Below are 19,434 nucleotides of genomic sequence, written 5' to 3' on the forward strand. Positions count from 1 at the left end.
CGCAACTATGAGTAGAATTGGTCTTATCGGAGCGATGGATGAAGAAATCGCCCTCCTCCTGCAAGGGATGGATGACAAGGAGGAAGTGAAGCGGGCTGGTGTCTCTTTCGTTCAAGGTCTGCTCCATGGAAAGAACGTTGTCGTTTGTAAGTCGGGAGTCGGTAAAGTGAATGCGGCGATGACAACGCAGGTTCTGATCGATTATTTTCGAGTGGATATGATCTGGTTCACCGGAGTGGCCGGGGCTGTTAATCCAACGCTTGATATTGGCGATATCGTCATTTCTTCGTCCTGCCAGCAGCATGATATGGATGTAACGCCGCTCGGATATGAGCGCGGGGTAATACCTTATCAAGAGATTTCCGATTTTCCTGCGGATGAAGATCTGATCCACCTGGCCGAGGAAGCATGTGACAAGCTGTGTACAGACCATAACTTTATCGTAGGCAAAGTGCTCTCAGGGGATCAATTCGTCGCCGATCGTGTTCTCGTCAGTGAGCTATATGAGACCATGGCCGGGGCCTGCGTAGAAATGGAGGGCTCCGCTGTTGCCCAGGTTTGCTATATGAATCAGATTCCATATGTGGTACTACGTTCAATGTCTGATAAGGCAGATGGAACAGCGGATGTGAAATTTGCCGAGTTCACGGAGAAGGCTGCTAGCCGCTCATTTGAGATTGTGAATGATATGCTGCAGAGAATCGTCTGAACTCAAACTTCAGGATAGTCCTGCAAGGCGACCGCGAGAATATCGCGGTTTTTTGCTGTGATCTCTTCCCGCCGCGGAATTCCTTCCCAATGTGACATATCATCCAGCCAGGTCGTAGGCAGACGAACTTCGGCCTGATCCTGCCAGCGATCGATCCAGGCTTGCGGAAGGTGAAGGGAGGAATCCGCATCAAGCTGCCGCTTCAGTGGATGATCTCTCATCTCCAGCCACAGCAGGCTCCATGCCCGTGGAACAACGCGCCACAGGTCATAACCGCCACCCCCAACAGCTACCCAGCGTCCCTCACAGTACATATGGGCCAGCTGGTGCAGAATCGCAGGCATCTCTTGATAGATTCTCATACTGCATTGCATGTGAGACAACGGATCGAGAGCGTGGGCATCACATCCGTGCAGACTGAAGATCATATCTGGCTTGTAGTAATCGATGAGTCTGCGGACCGACGCTTCGAAGCACTCCATCCAGGAATCATCCTCTGTATAAGGCTGTAGCGGGATATTCATGCATGCTCCATATCCGTGATGCTCTCCACGTTCGTGTACGAAGCCTGTACCAGGAAACAGATATTTACCGGTCTCATGGATAGAATAGGTGCACACTTCAGGTTCTGAATAGAAGCTCCATTGCACTCCATCTCCGTGATGAACGTCTGTATCAATATAGAGCACACGGGCCCCATACTGGCGCCTTGCATATTCAATAGCGACCGCAGCATCATTGTATACGCAAAATCCGGCTGCTTTGCCTGAGAGTGCGTGATGCAATCCGCCGCCCAAGTGCAGGGCATGCGTTGTCTGTCCGGAGAGGACGGCTTCAACCGCTGTGATGGAACCACCGACCACATACGTTGCGGCATCATGCATTCCGCTAAAAAAAGGGGTATCCTCATCCATCAACCCATACTGTTCCGCGCGTGTCGTCCAGGAGGGATCTGGCGAATACTTGCTCAATTGTTGAACGGCCTCCACATACGCAGGTTGGTGGACCCATTCCAGCTCGCCGGGGACGGCTGGACGTGATTGCAGCATATGCTCGGGCGCAAGAGCCTGAATCTCCCTCAATAGATCCAGTGTCAATTGTAGACGAATCGGGTGAAAGGGATGATTGTTATGAAAACAATAATTAGACAGCTCGTCATGATGAACAAATAATGCGTTTCCAGACATAGCCTCACTTTCCTTCCTTATGGCCCTTAGTTGCAGCTTGCAGCCCATATTAATAATGTGTGTTCAAAAAGGCCGGTATTCAGCACCGAGGCTAACGTTTCCGATATACGTTTCTTCGAAGCGCTTCAGTTGGATGAAGCTAGGGGTTGAGGAGCGGAACGTACGTAGTTGGTACGTGAGCACCTGAGATGTTTCCGAAGGAAACATGACTTCGTAAGCATTCTCTTAGCCCCGGCTGAATTCAAGATTCGAAGTCGAACATGCTCCCTTGGTTTACGTCGTGTTAGATATAGAATTTATAAGTTATCAGCGCAGCTGATGAAATTCTATATCGCAAGAAAACCTACCGCTGAATCGCGGTCGCTCATCCTTGAATTGTCTTCGATCAGGTTTTCTTATCAAAAGCGGACTTTTTGAACTTCCTCTAATACATGAAGCGCTGCTGGAAACGAATCCGATCAAACTGCTCCTCCGATTCAATAGGCACCCCTTTGCCGATACGTACCATCAAGCAGTTGGCCGGATGAGAGCAAATCTCCGGATCATCAGTCGCATACCAGACCATATCCACGGTTTGCATCAGCCGCTCCATCATTTTGCGGTAGTCCCAGACGCTGAGTCCACTGCTCTTTAAATCCCAGTGCCAATAGTATTCGGTCGTGAACACAATATACTTCTCCATCTGACTGTCTTCAAATGCGGTATTGATCATTCTTGACCCCAGCTTCATCGAACGATAGGCATTGGCAACTTTGATTGCGCCCAGCTCGATCAAATCGGGCATTCGCCCCTGTGACCAGCGCTCCATTTCGTCCGGATAGTGGAAGGTCACATAGCCGACAATCACTTCGTTCTGTCTAGCCAGAATGATTCGTCCTTCCGGCAAGCCGGCAATTTCAATCAGGGCCTCATGCTGGTCCTTCGGCCTGCGAAAGGCATCCAGTTCAGGATGCATCTGCAGGGTCTGCAGGTGGGAAGGCGAGACAGGACCTTCGATGACAATCTCATTATCCTGGTAGGGTATCGTATGGCGGATATACGTTTTGCGGTGTTCCATGGGACCGCCTCCTTAGCTCTTTCCTCTCACTTATAACAGAAAAATGAAAATTTGAAAAGTATAGCCGTGTCGTAATAACGTGTGCTATAATGATATCCGACACAAAAAGATCACAATTGTACATTGACAATGTGACTTTCTTTACAAACTTCTCTCCCCTTTTGCTTCTTCATAGAACGGATACCATCCTACTCTTTGTCGAATCAATTTATCCTTTCTATTCATCCTATTTTTGTATCCGTTTTCATATCTTCATCTTTAATTTTCATTTATTTCAATCTTACAGATTCAAGGAGGATGGAACAATGAGTCAACTGCAAGGAGAAATTATTTGGGCGGAGGCCGCCTCATCCCATCTGGGCAGCTATGAAGAAGCGTATGCGAATTTTAATTGGGAGGAAGTAGAGAAGCAATTTTCCTGGTATGAGACAGGCAAGGTGAATATGGCCTATGAGGCGATAGATCGCCATGTTGATGCAGGCAAAGGGGATCGTGTTGCGCTTCGCTTCAGTGATGCAAGCCGTAATGAATCGTATACCTTCCAGGATCTGAAAGATCAGACCAACCGCTTTGCCAACGTGCTACGCAGCCGTGGAATAGCGAAAGGGGACCGTGTATTCATCTTCATGCCGCGCAGTCCTGAGCTATATATTACGCTTCTCGGCACGCTTAAGGTTGGTGCGGTCGTTGGGCCGCTGTTCGAAGCTTTTATGGAGACGGCAGTCAAAGATAGACTTGAGGATAGTGGAGCAACTGCGATCATTACAACTCCGGCATTGCTGCCGCGAGTGAAGCGGGATGAACTGCCGTTGCTGAAGACGGTATTCGTCGTGGGCGAGAATGTCGCTACGGATGAGAATACGCTTGACTACCATGCCGAGATGAAGCAGGTATCCTCTGAAGCGGAGATTGAATGGCTTAATCGTGAGGATGGAATGATCCTTCATTATACTTCCGGTTCAACGGGGAGACCGAAGGGAGTGTACCATGTCCACAATGCAATGATTCAGCATTATCATACAGGCAGAGTTGTCCTGGATCTGCGTGAAGGAGATGTATACTGGTGCACGGCCGACCCAGGCTGGGTCACGGGAACCTCATACGGGATATTTGCACCTTGGCTGCATGGGGTTACCAACGTAGTCCGGGGGGGCAGATTCGGTCCTGGCGACTGGTATGAGACGATTGCTAACAACCAGGTGACAATATGGTACAGCGCACCAACGGCATTCCGTATGCTTATGGGAGCTGGTGAGGATATCGTAAAGCAGTACGATCTCTCCTCGTTAAGGCATGTCCTATCCGTGGGCGAGCCGCTTAACCCGGAGGTGGTTCGCTGGGGGCATAGAGTCTATGGCCATAGAATTCATGATACATGGTGGATGACGGAGACAGGCGGGCAATTGATCTGCAACTATCCGTCGATGCCGATCAAGCCGGGCTCCATGGGCAAGCCGGTGCCAGGCATAGAGGCGGCGATTATTGATGATAATGGGAAGGAACTCCCACCGAACCGGATGGGGAATCTGGCGATTCGTACGCCTTGGCCGTCCATGATGCGCCTAATCTGGAACAATGCGCCGAAGTATGAGGAATACTTCCGTATCCCAGGCTGGTATATTTCCGGTGATACGGCCTATATGGATGAGGACGGCTACTTCTGGTTCCAAGGCCGGATCGATGACGTGATTAACTCTTCAGGCGAACGCATAGGACCGTTTGAGGTCGAGAGCAAGCTGGTTGAGCACCCAGCTGTAGCCGAGGCGGGGGTTATCGGCAAGCCTGATCCGATTCGTGGTGAGATTATCAAGGCTTTTATCTCTCTGCGGGAAGGGTATGTAGCTACAGATGAGCTTAAGGCGGAGATTTCTCGTTTCGTCAAAGAAGGCCTGTCTGCGCACGCTGCTCCACGCGAGATCGAATTCAAGGATAAGCTGCCTAAGACCCGTTCCGGCAAAATCATGCGCCGTGTACTGAAAGCTTGGGAGTTGAATCTGCCGACCGGTGATCTGTCTACAATCGAAGACTAGATGAACAAATATCTAAATGTTTATAAATACAGAGGGTTCCAGGAAGATCTTCCTGGAACCCTCTGTTTGTGTTATATCCGCTTCAGCCGCCGAACTTCACTGGTGATGATGGGATTGATTCCCCTTTGCTGTTATAGGCGGTAACCTTGATCCAGCCACTTGAGGCATCGCTCTGGAAGCTGAACTGCGTTCCTGGCGTAGAGCCTATATTGGAGTAGGAGCCGTCCGAGCGATCAGAGAAATAAATGCCGTAGCTTGTTACTTGGTCATCGTGTGCATTGGCAGCCCAACTAACCGTGTACTGTCCATTATCGCCCTGAATATTTACTTGAACGGGAGCCGATGGCAGTGCCTGACCATAGGATGGGTCCTCGGGATCTCCCGGCCATGGAAGCTCCTCTCCGGGAAGGGGCTGCTCGGGAGACCAGGCGCTGCTGACGATGGCACTTGGTTCGGATTCCTTGCCAGCAACATCGACCGCCGTCACATAATAACTGAACGCTGGTCCGCCTGAATCGGTGAACTGCGTAGCCTCGCCGGCGAGTGCTGCCTTTCCAGTATTCTGATAATTTATGCCATCCGTAGAACGATACAAGCGATATCCTACAACATCCTTCTCACTATTTTTATTGAAGGTAATGCTGCCTTCGCCAGTCAGTCTCACATTGCTCGGCGCCGCAGGAGCTGCACCATCATCAACCCGCGGATCGATCTTGTTCGGAGCGTCTTCTCCTGCATCTTTCGGCATATAGTAATCGAGTGACCGATGGCCGCCCTTCATAACCGAGAAGGCATGTTGCAACTCTTCAATCAATTCTTTAATCGGTTTAGCCCGCTTTACAACGACCTTCTCCCGAAGCATATCGGAAGGAGTTGCTTCCTGTGGAATGTAGTTGACACCGTCATAAGTGATATATTTCATTCTTACCAATACGTCATCAGGTTCGGTAGGGACATATTTAGCATTGAAAATATCGGTAACCAGCTTACCAGCCTCTCTTGTCAAGTCTGTCGGTAGCTTGCCGCTATAACCGGAGACGGTCTTCGAGACGATACCGTCAGGCTTCGTAAACTTCGGTGTGACGAACAGCTCTTTCTCGTTCTCGGTAACCTCGTTCATGACAGAGGCCCAGATTGAGCGAGCCCGGGATTTACCGGCATCGGATAGCGTATTGGCGGGTTCCTTGTACCCGATCCAAATTCCTAGTGTTACGTCTGGGGTATATCCCATGAACCACACATCGGCATAATTTTGCGTTGAACCAGTCTTGCCGACAACCGGAATTTTGCCATAATTCTTGAATGAAGATTTGATCGATTTGCCAGTACCATCTGTAATAGCGGTGCGTAGCATATCGGTCATCAGATAAGCGGTCTGCTCTGAGAATACACGCTCTGGCTTAACCTCATGCTTATAGACGATCTTGCCTTTGGAATCGGTGATCTTCTCAATCATGTAAGCGTCCGTGAAATTACCGCCGTTAGCGATGGAACTGTATGCATTCGTCAGTTCTTCAACGGTCACGCCGCGTGTAAGACCACCCAGTACACCTGTTGTTGCTCCGTTATCTTTTTCATCCAGGGTAGTGATTCCGAGCTTTCGGGAGAAGTCCCAAGCCTTCTCGATGCCAATCACATCGTTAAACACTCTTAGCGCCGGAATATTGCGAGACTCATTCAAGGCGGTACGAGCTGTAACCAGACCTTTATAGCCGCCACTAGAGTTGACCGGAATATGGTAGCCCTTCTGATAGTCGCGCAGGATGATCGGCGAATCATCAATAATGCTGGCTGGTTGGATTAACCCAGCTTCCATGGCTGGCAAATAGGCGGCGATCGGTTTCATCGTTGAACCCGGCTGCCGAACCATTTGCGTTGCATAGTTCATTTGCTCGGTGTAGAAATCGCGACCTTCGATCATGCCGAGAATAGCGCCTGTACGATTATCAAGCATCATTCCGGCAACTTGCTCAAGCCCTTTGGTCTTGCTGAGAGGCGAAAAGTTATCGGCATTGTCGGATACCTTATGCATCGAGTTGTATACTTTCTTGTCAATCGTCGTATAGACCCGATAACCTCCGGTTAACAATTCTTGACGTGCTTCCTCAATCATTTGCGGATTTTTGGAAACTTCCTCTTTGGTCATGTTCGGGTTATTCATCATCGCAATAACGATGGCTGCTTGCCGCTCGGTCTCCAGCATAAGATATGGGAAAGTCTCATAGGCTTTCTTCGTCTGTGGAGCGAGCGCGCCCTTGATATCGAACGCCAGTGCCTCCTGATATTGCTCATTTGTGATTTTGCTCTCTTCAAGCATTCTCTGCAGTACGAGACGCTGTCTCTTCAGTGCCCGTTCGAACGCTTCTTCGTTAAACTCGCCTTTACCGTTGTATGCGGAGTAGGAAGAAGGGAGCTGCGGCAATCCTGCCAGATAGGCCGATTCGGCGATATTCAGATCATTCAGATTAGAAATATTGAAAATGCCCTTTGCTGCTGCCTTAATTCCATACACTTGATAGCCGTTGGAACCATTGCCGAACGGTACCTTATTAAGATAAGCGGTTAAAATTTCCGGCTTGGACAGAAAGCGTTCCAGACGCAATGCGAGCAGCATTTCCTTGATTTTGCGGTCGCTTGTACGATCCAGATTCAAGAAGACGCGGCGTGCCAACTGTTGGGTCAGCGTACTGCCTCCAGTCTGCACGTCTTCATTTAGCAATTTCTGTTTGACGGCACGCAGCGTACCTTTGAAGTCGATCCCTTTATGATCGTAGAAATGGTTGTCCTCGATTGCGAGTAACGCATCGACTACAGAATCGGGGACCTCCTCGGTACTGATTGGCCGTCGATCTTCTTCAGTACGAAGCTGACCGATAGGATCACCGTTGCGAAAATATGCAAATCCGGTGATTTCGTTATATGCGATTTTCTGCTCAATATCTTCCCGTGAACGTACAGGGTCATCTTTAACGATAGAGGTTACATAGCCGAAGACGGCCCCTCCTGCAAAGAGAACTCCGGCAATAATAAGCATTATGAGGACGCTGAAAGACGTCCAGACCCAACGCCACTTGCTGCGTTTACGGGGAGGTTTCTTGCTTTTCTCGCTTTTCTCGTTTTTATTGCTCCGGGAGATGCCTTGACCTGACGGCCGTCCGGAGCCTTTATCGTTCTCATGAACCATGCAGTATCCTCCTTTATAACAAGCAACATTATAGCATAAAAAATGAGGAAAATGACCGCTTTTTCGCCTTTATTGCCGATTTTAAGATTTATCCCAATCATAAGGGGAATCTTTGATCTTTTGAATAATCTCTATTATATACAAAATGGAATGGGGGAATGAGTTACCGGAACGGGGAAATAAAGGCAGGGGCTGAACAAGGTCTGCTCTATCATGAAAAAAGCTGCCCCAAGGCCCTAAAGACCTTGGAAGCAGCTCGATCAGCGAACAGATATTAACGGTTGTAGAATTCGACGATTTGCTTCTCGTCGATATCTTGGGACAACTCAGCGCGTTCTGGTAAACGAATGAATTTGCCTTCCATAGCGTTGTCGTTGTATTCAAGATATGCTGGAAGATGCGAGCGGTTTTCCAAAGCTTCTTTAACAGAAGACTGGCCGCGGCTTCTTTCGCGAAGGCTGATAACATCACCTAAGCTTACGCGGAAGGATGGAATGTTTACCTTCTTGCCGTTAACAGTGATATGTCCGTGAGATACCAATTGACGTGCGCCTGCACGGGAATTAGCAAAACCAAGACGATATACGAGGTTGTCCAAACGGCTTTCCAGCAAGATCATGAAGTTTTCACCAGCAATACCTTGCATTTTTTGTGCTTTTTCAAACAATGTACGGAATTGTTTTTCGCCCAAGCCGTACATATGACGCAGTTTTTGCTTCTCCATCAACTGCATACCGTAGTTGCTAATTTTTCTCCGTTGGTTAGGACCATGTTGTCCTGGAGGGAAAGGGCGTTTCAAATCTTTGCCAGTACCGCTCAAAGAGATGCCAAGGCGGCGGCTGAGTTTAAATTTAGGACCAGTGTAACGTGCCATTGTATAATAGACTCCTTTTTTTCTACGTTTATTATTGTAGGGTTCTATTTTGCGCGGATTTTGTTTGGTTGTGCGGTGGATAGAATAGTACCGCTCTCTGACAAGAAAGTTCAGCCGCTGTCTTGTCAGCAACAAAATCCGAGAGGGTGCTCGCAATGGTTATGCCCTAAGTAAGACTCTATCCAGTCTTAATCAACAATAAATATTATATGAAATGGATATATAATGTCAAGTATGAGTTTTTGTTTGAAAAGCGTGAAAATTGTCGATAGGGCATTGGTCCTAAAAATATGGGACAAAATGAAGGATTTTTAATGCAAAATAGTAAAATTGATAGTAAAATGATCATTGATAGCAAACTTCGGAAAATTAATTTTTTTGAAACAACTATTATAATTAAGCAAATATGTGATATTTTTATACTCCGGGCAGAGTCATTATAGCTTCGCTGTATATTAAGTCGCTGCTGAATTGGCAGTGAAAAGGAGCTTTTATTATGGCAGAACAATCACGATCAGACGTGACGATGACGTTCAGAGCAAATTCAGATTTGCCTTTGCCGCTGAGAATAGAAGAGGAAGATCAAGCAGAACAGAAGAACTGGCTGGAACAACTCGATATCAATGATTTCGATTTTCCGTATCTAGACTCGCTTTTGCTGGCGTCTTACTCGGACTGGCTGCCGCAGCAACCCTCTTTTCCCGACTCGCATCAAGCCGGATGGTTTCTCGCCAATTACCTCGGAGAAATTATCATCTCTCAGCCGCTAATACAGATTGATATCTCAGATCAACATATGATTTCCAACAACTTAAGAGAGGTCCTTGAACAAAAAGTTACTCTGTCCGTCAAAGATCAGAAGGGCGCCTATGTTCTGTCACCGGTCAAGACACGTCATAACCATGAGGTTTTTGCTGTGTTAGGCTGCCATATTAATGATGTGAATGAGAGTCAATTTCCATTTGCAGAAATGATCGTGAACACGGCCGCTCAGCATTTGTTGGCCTGTTTCTATAAACGGTTCGAGGCTTTGTTCGTGGAAGACTTGCTGAATGCCCAGAATCAGGCGAAGCGGGAAGAACAGCGCCGTGCCATGCTGTTCCAAGTCATCCAGCGTCTCTCTGACAAGATTGATGTGGACTCTGTTCTGAAGGAAGTGTTCGAACGGATCGCGGGCATGTATCCTGACGCGAAGGTAGAACTGTTAATGTCACAAGACCATCCAAGCCGTGATCCTCGGATTAGAACGCTGCAGCTTCAGGAGGAACAGGACAGCATGTGTGTGCGGGCGTTTATGGACGGGGTTATGCTGTGGGAGGACAAGCAGAAGGATAATGGAAGCAGCTACGCTGAGATTGCCGTTCCGTTAATTGGTAAGCAGGGCGCCTATGGGGTACTGCACTTATTCCTCTCTGACGAGATCGAAGAGGCGGATCGGCAGTTAATCGGTATTCTGGGTGATACGGCAGGTACTGCTTTTGAGAATGCCAAGCTGTATGAGCAGTCGAATCTGCTGATTAGTGAGCTTCGTCTGATTAACGAGTTGGTCAAACGGCTGAATCAGAGTCTGCGTCTGAAGGAAGTATTCAAATTTGCGACAGAAGAGCTGCTGTCGATCTTCAAGGCGGAATATTGCTGTATCTCACAATTAGATAAAGAGAGCGACTGCTTCGAGATTATGTCCTCCAACTTTCCAAGAATATTCAAAGAGTTCTTCCCTAAGGATTATGGATTCAATGGGCTTGTCTACTCCACGAGAGAACCCATTATTTTGTCTGATTACCAGGCTTATGGGAAAATCTCTTCTAAATTTATGGAGGAGACCAAGTCGCGTTCGCTCATAGCAGCGCCAATCATTGTGCGCGGTGAGGTGAATGGGGCGATCATGCTCGCTCACCGGGAGGAGCGCTTCTTCTCCTACGACAATTACAAGCTGCTGCAGATCCTGTCGCAGCATATCGGACTTGCAATTGCTAACGCCTCGCTGCATGCCGAAGTGCGCAGAATGGCGAATCGTGATATGCTGACCGAGCTGTACGCGCGCCATTATCTGGACGAGTCGGTGCAGAAGCATCAGCGCAAGGATGATGGCGGGTCACTGATTATCGTCGATATCGATCAGTTCAAAGGGATCAATGATACTTATGGCCATCAGATCGGGGATAAAATATTACGCGAGGTTAGCTCCATCGTCAGAAGCACGATCCGCAAGACGGATATCGCAGCCCGTTGGGGAGGCGAAGAACTGGCCATTTACTTACCGGGAGCCGATGTCGAGAGCGGTTATCAGATCGCCGAAACGGTCCGTTTGCGGGTAGCCAGCGAGACCGACCCGAAGGTGACCGTCTCCTGCGGCATAGCCGAATGGACGCGGGACAGCGAGAAGATCAGTGTTGAATCATTGTTCTATTATGCTGATATGGCTCTGTACAAGGCGAAGAACAATGGCAGGAATCAGACACATATCGGCCTGAATCCGGAGTTGTAGTATTCATGGGGACATCCAATAAGGATGTCCCTTTCTTATGTGGTCATGATGAATAGTTTCTATGCAAGGGGAAAGCCTACTACTGGTTGAACAATATGTTCTATAAAGCTGTGAGGAGCTTGTAGTAGAGGAGTCTGATCGCTATATGAGAATACGGTTATCTGTGATGAAACTAACGGTTGTTTTTAGCCTCGTTCTTCCTGTGGCGGCTTGCCAGATCGGGGAGACGAAGACGGCAAGGGATTGGTTCGATCTCACTTATGCTGGCCTTGCGGGCCATGAGCAACTGACATTCCAAGGCAATGCAGTTCTTGCTCGCGGGAAGCAGGAGAAAATCGAAGATTCATTCGCTTATGTCGGTGAGCTGAATGACCATCATGAATTAAATATGCGTACGGTTCTCCCCAGCGGACAGGGCCAAAAGCTGCAGACCGCAGAATTCCAGACAGGTCAAGGCCTTGAAGCGAAGCTACGCTGGCAGGGAGGGGCCTGGATGATCGCATCCTCCAATGCCAACGCTTTCACCCGTGGGATTGCCCGGTTGAACCCGCTGGACCAATTAGAAGATATCCGTAGGGCAAGTAAGAAGAACCTGTCGCTAGAGAAAGGCGCTGCAAGGGGGACAGAGGTATTGCGAATTGAACTTGACCCTCAGGAGGCCAAGCAGCAGCTGAAGTCCAAGCTGGACGGTGAGATGGAAGGGATACGGACAGACTGGAGCAGCAAGCTGAAACAGGTGAGCTCAAAGTATTCATCCGAAGTCGAGACAGAGATGAACAATCTATGGGTGAACGGGAACAAGCAGTTGGAGCAAATGATGGAGCAAGCGGATGCCAAGGTGGTGTATTATTTGACCGTGAATCGCAAGACAGGACTACCGGCTAGACTTGTGTCCGAGACGAGATTATCCTACCCGAATCCGCTCGGAATTACCGAACATGAAGTGCTCTATACGGACAATCAGTTCTCGAAGATTAGATAAGGGCCCAAGTATCGTAGGAGTAGGCTGACTTAAAGGGGTTGTAGTGGTACAATAATGAAGAATTAACCATTGTTCAATAGAGACTTGTATGGTTAGGGCAGCGATATGTTGCTGCCCGTTATGTGATGAGGAGGCAAGCAGTATTATGAGAGACCCTAGAATTCAAAAGTTAGCAGAAAATCTCGTGGGCTATTCCGTTAATGTTCAGCCTGGCGAGAATGTACTTATTGAGATGATCGGTGATGAACGCGATCTAATTAAAGCGATTGTTGAAGAAGTGGGGAAGAAGGGCGGTCATGCCTTCGTTGAATTAACGGACAAGGCACTGCAAAGCGCACAGTTGAAGTATGCGACCGAGGAAGGTATTAAAGCCTGGGCCGAGTATGACCTGCACAGAATGCAAATGATGGATTGCTATATCGGGATTCGTGCCGGATCAAATGTGAATGATATGTCTGATGTTCCGGAAGATAAGATGAAATTGTACAATGCTCATTATCAGCATCCGGTTCATAGCGAGCAGCGTGTGAAGCATACGAAATGGGTTGTACTCCGCTATCCGAACGCAAGCATGGCCCAACTGGCTAATGTAAGCACGGAAGCTTTCGAGAACTTCTATTTTGATGTATGTAATCTTGATTATGCCAAGATGGATCGTGCCCAGGATGCGCTTGCCGATCTGATGAAGCGTACTAACAAGGTACGCATTATTAGCCCAGGCACCGATCTGAGCTTCTCAATTAAAGACATCGGCGCAGAGAAATGCTCTGGTCAGAAGAATATCCCTGATGGAGAGGTTTACAGCGCTCCGATACGTGATTCCGTTAACGGTACGATCAGCTATAATGCAGCTACTCTATATAATGGCATCACCTTTGAGAATATTAAATTCCGCTTCGAGAACGGTAAAATTGTCGAGGCAACCAGCAATGACACAGCTCGTCTGAATGAAATTCTGAATTCGGATGAGGGAGCTAGATATATCGGTGAATTTGCGATTGGCTTTAACCCGTACATTCTTCATCCAATGAAGGATATCCTGTTCGACGAGAAGATTGCCGGCAGCCTGCACTTCACACCAGGTCAAGCGTATGATGAGACAGATAACGGCAATCGTTCCTCGATCCATTGGGACCTGGTGCTTATTCAGCGTCCTGAATACGGTGGCGGGGAAATCTATTTCGATGATGTATTGATCCGTAAGGATGGTATTTTCGTAATTCCAGAGCTGGAAGGTTTGAATCCGGAGAACCTCAAATAAAGTGCTTGATCAAAGCCCTATTTGAACCACCTCTAAGAGAAAATTCCTTGCCTGGAAAGCGGATTCAAGGTATCATTATATTGTATAAATTCTACAGTATCGACGCGGAGGGATTCCAATGGCAAATAATAATCAAGCGATTGTTGAAATTGCTCAGACAGCAGGCAAATTTACTTCTTCCATCGTGTTGCAAGCTGACAGCAAGTATATCGATGTTAAGAGTATTCTCGGCCTTTTTACTACACTCGTTAATACACAGGACTATCAATTGCATGTCCATGGACCGGATGCGGACGAAGCGAAGAAAGCCGTATCAGAAGTGTTTGCTAAACACGGCTTGAAGGTTCAGGTTGTGGCCGAATAAGTCAAGTAACAGGGAAACACTTCCGTCCTATGGGCGGAAGTGTTTTTTTGTATACATATAATATTTTGACATATAATTTTTAAGAGAGTGATTATTTGGAGAGGTTCTTGTATTGGCCCTGAATTTCGTCTAATATTAAGAATAGAGTTGATGAGTGATAAGGACATAGGGGGGAAGAAACATGACTTCATCTGATATACAGGAGCAAATTAATCTCAAAGCGCTTAATCTTCTGAAGGAAGATGCAGATAAAATAGAGAAACTGATCGAAGTACAGATGGAGAATCTCGCTACTCGTTATTGCCCTCTCTATGAGGAAGTTCTGGATACCCAGATGTACGGTTTCTCAAGACAGGTTGATTATGCGGTACGCGCCGGCCTGGTACAGGAACAGGAGGGCAAGCTAATCATAAGCAGACTTGAACGGAATCTGGCATCCCTGTATGAAGCAATGAATAACCGAGAAGCTTAAAGTCTTTGCGTCAATTGAGCGATATAATTTATAAAGCGCAGAATTCGGGGCCGAATCTGCGCTTTATTTTTTTGTAGATGGTAAATTAGCGTCTATACCAGATAGAACGAGACACCGAGGATGGCATATACGGAGAGCAGCAGCAATCCTTCATACCAGTTCGTCTGACCATCCTGAATAATTGATTTGGCGATAAATACGGATACGCCGATGGCTGCAAGCTCAATAATCGTAAAGACAATGTCCATCGGTTTTCCGAACAGATGGCTGACGAAGATTAGGACAGGGGCGACGAACAGGGAGATCTGCAGACTGCTTCCGACGGCTATCTCCACGGCGGCACCAATTTTGTTCTTCATGGCGAGCAGTACCGCAGCACTATGCTCAGCAGCATTTCCGATAATCGCGACGACGAACGCACCTACAAATATTTCACTTAGGCCGAATTTTTGTGTAAATGTATCCAACGTATGTACAAGCCATTCACTAACGAAAGCGACCATGACTGTAGCAAGAATAAGATAGAGAATGGATCTTTTTTTCGACCAGGCAGGGCCGTGTTCTTCCTCTGCTGCTCCGTCTTCCGGTTTGTGCTCCTCTACAACATCGCTCAAGTATTTCTTATGTGTAATCATCGAGAAGACAAGCCAGAGAATATAAGAAACAATGAGGATTCCGCCTACGATAAGGCTCAAAGTGGTGCGGTCTTCTTCATGGAGCACATGGGTCTGCAGGAAGATAGCAGGTATGAATAGGGCGATAACCGCAACGATCATTAGCGATCCGTTCATATTGGCCAGTGGTACATTGAAGCGCTGCACCTTATATTTCAACCCGCCGGCGAACAGGCTAAGGCCGAGTACAAGCAGCAGATTACCGATGATCGATCCGGTGATGCTCGCCTTGACGGTCTCGAACATTCCTTCACGAACGAGCAGAATACCGATGATAAGTTCTGCGGCATTGCCAAAGGTTGCGTTAAGGAATCCGCCCAGCCGTTGTCCGGCATAATGGGCCACGCTCTCGGTTGCTTTACCGAGAAATCCGGCTACGAAGATGACGGCTATAGCCGAAATGATGAACTGAAGCGTATCCGGCCAATGAGCATAATGTCCTATAGCGCTGAGCAAGAAGGTTAGGATTAGCAATCCAGGCGATATAAATTTTTTCATGAAATGCACCTCGGTATACAGAATTTAATGATGGCAGACTCAATTCGTTTTTCAATTTAATATACCAACAATTGAAGATTATAATTCAAACAAATGATGCGGTCTATATTTGCTTTACTTGGTTTTACCATATAAAATATAAGTAGTAGGTTGAAGGAGGGATAACCATGACCGAGCAACTGCAATTGGATATGGGTATGATTAAAATTTCAGATGATGTTGTATCCAAAGTCGCGGGTATGGCCGCCTTGGAAACACCGGGTATTGCTGCAATGTCCGGAGGGTTGTCTGAAGGTTGGGCAAAACGGTTGAGTGGTAAGAACGTACAAAAAGGCGTTACCGTAGAGGTCGGTCAATTGGAAGCGGCGATCGATTTGCGGATTATCGTTCTCTATGAGACTCCAATCCATGAGGTATGCCGAATGTTGCAACAGAATGTGCGGGAAGCCGTTGAGAGTATGACCGGGCTTAAGGTTGTTGAAGTAAATGTGAAGGTTGAAGGTGTAGCTTTTAAAGACGATGAGGCATAACTGACAAATGTCGGAGTTATGGTTTACATAGTTTTTGACTCTACCCGAGATTTCAGAATTGAATTAGAAAAAGACTGCGGATTTCGATCCAGCAGTCTTTTTTGAATAAAACTACATATTACGATTTTTACGTTGGTTCCGTTCGAATACGCTCTCTTCCTTGACGACAACCGACTTGGTCCTCTCTTGCTTCGACGGGAGCGATGATTCTCTTGAAATGCTAAGTACAATCCCCATGGCTAGCATCATGACAACCAGCGAAGAGCCGCCATAGCTAATAAACGGCAAGGTTACACCAGTAATCGGGATCGTACGGGTTACCCCGCCGATATTAATGAAGGATTGAATGGCGATAAGTCCCATGATACCAACACCCAATAATGTACCGAAGGGACTGGAGCATCGCAAGGAGACGAGCAAGCCCCTCCATATGAAATATAGATAGAAGAGCAGGAATAAAAACGTACCGATAAATCCGAATTCTTCACCAATAACGGAGAAAATGAAGTCATTGTAGGCATTCGGCAAATAATGCAGCTTCTGAATACCTTGTCCGAATCCGGTACCTGTCACTCCCCCGTGACCCATTGCAGTCAGGGATTGAATGAGGTTGTAACTCGTATGCTGAGGATCCGCCCATGGATCAATATACGCTTTGATTCGGTCCAGCTGATATTGGTTACCAGATTGAGCGGATTCGCTAGGGGGATTAATTTTGTTCCATAGCGATCCGATTCCTAGGACGATGCTGGCACCGAGAATCAGGAGTCCGATCGAACCGAGGATATGCTTCATGTTGGCGCCGCCAGCAAGAATAATCAATCCCGCAGTGGCTACTAGTATCATACAGGAGCCCAAATCCGGCTGCAGCATAATTAGTCCAGCGACGAAGCCGACAATAACCATGACTGGAATGTAGCCGGTCCTCAAATCTCGAAATCGTTCTCCCTTCTTGGATATTAGAGCTGCCAGATACATAATCGTCGTGATCTTGGCTAGCTCGGTCGGCTGGATGCCGAGTGAACCGATCTGGAGCCAGGAGCTGGCCCCATTGATCTTGTTCATGAAGGGAACGATCATCAACAGAATAATGGCTAGTATGAATATCGGTGCGAAGAGCTTGCGGAATTTCTCATAAGGAATATTCATCGTAATGAACATTCCGAAAATGCCAACCCCCGCAAAAATGATTTGCTTCTTCGTAAAATAAAAGGGATTATAATTAAATTTCTCACTAAATTGAGTCACGCTGGAGCTGGAGCTAAACACCATGACAATCCCGAATCCAACGAGCAATAAAGTCAAAATAAGCAGCTGGAAATCGGGTGTTCCGCGTCTAGGTCTTTCTTGGCTGTCTTTCATCTATCGTTCGCTCAAGCCTCGAGCAGTTCCTTTAGCTCAGTTAGTTTGCTATTGGCTGTCTTAATCACTTGTGCCGGAATTTCCGATTCATACTCGAGACCGTGCGGGAAGGTAGCCCGCCCCATATATACGGCTTCGATAGCCAGAACCGCGTCAGGACGCTCCAGTTTGCCTTCAACGGCACGCGTATTAATTCGGAGGTAGTAGTCATCATTGTTGAATTCAATTTTGTAATCGTATGTAGCACGGTAATATTCCCATTGCCAGCGGATGAAGCCGACTTTCTCAGCAGATTCGTCCAGGTAAGCTAAATCGCTTTTTAATCCGTCTAAACCCGTATTTTCAACAATCATCGTCCAATATGCCCCCTTAAAAGTTCTCCTCTCATGATATTATGTTTCTACTACTTACGCAAGGTTTGATCAACACTGCTCATAGGGGCTGCTGCAGCTTTCTTGCCCAGCCTAGTATCCGAATAAACGGATTTTCTGCTACAATATAACTTAAATATTTTGCAAGGTTTATAACGGATAACTTTTGATACCTTACAATAAGGAAGTGATTCGGTGGAGCTGGGAGATTTGGAGAAGCTGTTTGGAGCGATGGTAGAGCGAAGAAGACATCTGCACCGCCATCCGGAGTTGTCGTTCAAAGAGAAGGAGACATCTACATATGTGGCAGGTATTTTGAAGGAACTTGGAGTAGAGGTCACGGAAATAGGCGGGGGGTACGGGCTTGTTGGCCGACTGCGCGGCGCTTTGCCAGGCAAGACGATCGCACTTCGTGCCGATATGGACGCTCTGCCTATCCAGGACGAGAAGGAGTGCGAGTATGCCTCCCAGGTCCCTGGAGTGATGCATGCCTGCGGTCATGACGGGCATACCTCAGTGCTGCTGGCGGTGGCTGAATATTATAGTGAGCGGCTGCAGGAGATCCGCGGGGAGATCCGCTTCCTGTTCCAGCCTGCTGAGGAGACCTGTCCCGGCGGAGCGGTAGGTATGATTGAAGCCGGGGCACTGGAAGGCGTTGATGTGATCTATGGCGTGCATCTCTGGACACCGCTGCCGCTTGGTACGGCGGCAAGTGTAGCTGGCCCAATGATGGCTTCGGTGGATGACTTCTTCATCGATATCCAAGGGCGCGGAGGTCATGGGGGGATGCCACATAAAGCGGTGGACAGCGTCGTCGCTGGATCGTCGCTTGTGATGCAGTTGCAGAGCGTGGTTAGCCGCTCGGTAGACCCGCTACAACCGGCTGTGGTAACCATCGGATCGATTCAAGGCGGAACGGCACAGAACGTCATTGCCGATCGTTGCCGTCTATCCGGGACTGCCAGATGCTTCGATGAGTCTACAAGACAGGTGATCCGTGAGCGAATCTATGCTTTGGTAGAAGGGATTACCCAATCCTATGGTACAGAGGCTCACATCCACTATATAACTGGCTATCCTAGCCTGGTCAATGATGAAGCGGAATTTGGCCGCTTCAATCGGGCTCTCGGCAAGGTGCCTGGATTAAAAGGAGAGACCGCGGCGCAAATCATGCCGGCAGAGGATTTCGCCTATTATTTACAGCATGTCCCGGGCTGCTTCGTGCTTGTTGGAGCCGGCAATGAAGAGAAAGGAATTATTTATCCGCATCATCATCCAAGGTTTGACATTGACGAAGGAGCTATGCTTCATGCCGCAGCCCTATTGGTCTCCATGGCGGAGACTTATCAGGATGAACATTAAGCTTACGTCAACACGTGTTATTACAGCCT

At 47.8% G+C, this 19,434-nt stretch carries 16 protein-coding genes; 9 read left to right on the forward strand and 7 right to left on the reverse strand.

What is annotated here, in order from left to right:
• Window positions 1–7: 7 nt before the first annotated feature.
• Entirely contained in the window at window positions 8–709 is a 702-nt protein-coding gene (locus tag ABD014_RS24560) for a 5'-methylthioadenosine/adenosylhomocysteine nucleosidase (protein ID WP_343865848.1), read from the forward strand.
• A gap of 2 nt (window positions 710–711) precedes the next feature.
• On the opposite strand, the gene ABD014_RS24565 is transcribed toward ABD014_RS24560, so the two are convergent.
• Together ABD014_RS24565 and ABD014_RS24570 are read right to left on the reverse strand one after the other, a co-directional pair.
• The gene (locus tag ABD014_RS24565; protein ID WP_343865850.1) at window positions 712–1,896 is read right to left on the reverse strand and encodes an acetoin utilization protein AcuC; all 1,185 of its coding nucleotides are present in this window, start codon (window positions 1,894–1,896) and stop codon (window positions 712–714) included.
• A 424-nt stretch (window positions 1,897–2,320) separates the two neighbouring features.
• A complete protein-coding gene (locus ABD014_RS24570) occupies window positions 2,321–2,953 on the reverse strand; it encodes a GNAT family N-acetyltransferase (RefSeq protein WP_343865852.1) in 633 nt (210 codons plus the stop codon).
• 305 nt (window positions 2,954–3,258) lie between these two features.
• On the opposite strand from ABD014_RS24570, the gene acsA reads away from it, so the two are divergent.
• Window positions 3,259–4,983 carry an acetate--CoA ligase gene (acsA, locus tag ABD014_RS24575; protein ID WP_343865854.1) on the forward strand — a complete coding sequence of 575 codons (1,725 nt, stop codon included), beginning with the start codon at window positions 3,259–3,261 and terminating at the stop codon, window positions 4,981–4,983.
• A gap of 82 nt (window positions 4,984–5,065) precedes the next feature.
• On the opposite strand, the gene ABD014_RS24580 is transcribed toward acsA, so the two are convergent.
• Window positions 5,066–8,167 carry a transglycosylase domain-containing protein gene (locus ABD014_RS24580; RefSeq protein ID WP_343865856.1) on the reverse strand — a complete coding sequence of 1,034 codons (3,102 nt, stop codon included), beginning with the start codon at window positions 8,165–8,167 and terminating at the stop codon, window positions 5,066–5,068.
• Window positions 8,168–8,441: 274 nt separating this feature from the next.
• A complete protein-coding gene (rpsD, locus tag ABD014_RS24585) occupies window positions 8,442–9,041 on the reverse strand; it encodes a 30S ribosomal protein S4 (protein ID WP_068781957.1) in 600 nt (199 codons plus the stop codon).
• 496 nt (window positions 9,042–9,537) lie between these two features.
• Between rpsD and ABD014_RS24590 the strand changes: the two genes are divergently transcribed.
• The 5 genes from ABD014_RS24590 to ABD014_RS24610 all read left to right on the forward strand — a co-directional run bounded on the left by ABD014_RS24590 (window position 9,538) and on the right by ABD014_RS24610 (window position 14,608).
• Window positions 9,538–11,529 carry a sensor domain-containing diguanylate cyclase gene (locus ABD014_RS24590; protein ID WP_343865858.1) on the forward strand — a complete coding sequence of 664 codons (1,992 nt, stop codon included), beginning with the start codon at window positions 9,538–9,540 and terminating at the stop codon, window positions 11,527–11,529.
• 145 nt (window positions 11,530–11,674) lie between these two features.
• A complete protein-coding gene (locus tag ABD014_RS24595) occupies window positions 11,675–12,511 on the forward strand; it encodes a hypothetical protein (protein ID WP_343865860.1) in 837 nt (278 codons plus the stop codon).
• A gap of 145 nt (window positions 12,512–12,656) precedes the next feature.
• Window positions 12,657–13,772 (forward strand): aminopeptidase, encoded by a 1,116-nt coding sequence (locus ABD014_RS24600; RefSeq protein ID WP_343865862.1) that lies wholly within the window; start codon window positions 12,657–12,659, stop codon window positions 13,770–13,772.
• 118 nt (window positions 13,773–13,890) lie between these two features.
• Window positions 13,891–14,136, forward strand: a complete 246-nt coding sequence (locus tag ABD014_RS24605; protein ID WP_068781953.1) for an HPr family phosphocarrier protein — start codon at window positions 13,891–13,893, stop codon at window positions 14,134–14,136.
• A gap of 181 nt (window positions 14,137–14,317) precedes the next feature.
• Complete coding sequence (locus ABD014_RS24610; RefSeq protein WP_343865865.1) at window positions 14,318–14,608, forward strand: Fpa/YlaN family protein; 291 nt, start codon at window positions 14,318–14,320, stop codon at window positions 14,606–14,608.
• 92 nt (window positions 14,609–14,700) lie between these two features.
• Here the strand turns inward: ABD014_RS24610 and cax are convergent, their stop codons facing one another.
• Window positions 14,701–15,780 carry a calcium/proton exchanger gene (gene cax / locus ABD014_RS24615; protein ID WP_343865867.1) on the reverse strand — a complete coding sequence of 360 codons (1,080 nt, stop codon included), beginning with the start codon at window positions 15,778–15,780 and terminating at the stop codon, window positions 14,701–14,703.
• 167 nt (window positions 15,781–15,947) lie between these two features.
• Between cax and ABD014_RS24620 the strand changes: the two genes are divergently transcribed.
• A complete protein-coding gene (locus tag ABD014_RS24620; protein ID WP_068781950.1) occupies window positions 15,948–16,310 on the forward strand; it encodes an Asp23/Gls24 family envelope stress response protein in 363 nt (120 codons plus the stop codon).
• Between the two features lie 111 nt (window positions 16,311–16,421).
• Here the strand turns inward: ABD014_RS24620 and ftsW are convergent, their stop codons facing one another.
• Together ftsW and ABD014_RS24630 are read right to left on the reverse strand one after the other, a co-directional pair.
• Window positions 16,422–17,672, reverse strand: a complete 1,251-nt coding sequence (ftsW, locus tag ABD014_RS24625) for a putative lipid II flippase FtsW (RefSeq protein WP_343865870.1) — start codon at window positions 17,670–17,672, stop codon at window positions 16,422–16,424.
• Window positions 17,673–17,683: 11 nt separating this feature from the next.
• Entirely contained in the window at window positions 17,684–18,025 is a 342-nt protein-coding gene (locus ABD014_RS24630) for a YugN family protein (protein WP_126997432.1), read from the reverse strand.
• Window positions 18,026–18,238: 213 nt separating this feature from the next.
• Between ABD014_RS24630 and ABD014_RS24635 the strand changes: the two genes are divergently transcribed.
• Window positions 18,239–19,405, forward strand: a complete 1,167-nt coding sequence (locus tag ABD014_RS24635) for a M20 family metallopeptidase (RefSeq protein WP_379339431.1) — start codon at window positions 18,239–18,241, stop codon at window positions 19,403–19,405.
• Window positions 19,406–19,434: the final 29 nt, after the last annotated feature.

It is taken from the genome of Paenibacillus motobuensis (genome assembly GCF_039521865.1).
In the GTDB taxonomy this organism is placed as follows: domain Bacteria; phylum Bacillota; class Bacilli; order Paenibacillales; family Paenibacillaceae; genus Fontibacillus; species Fontibacillus motobuensis.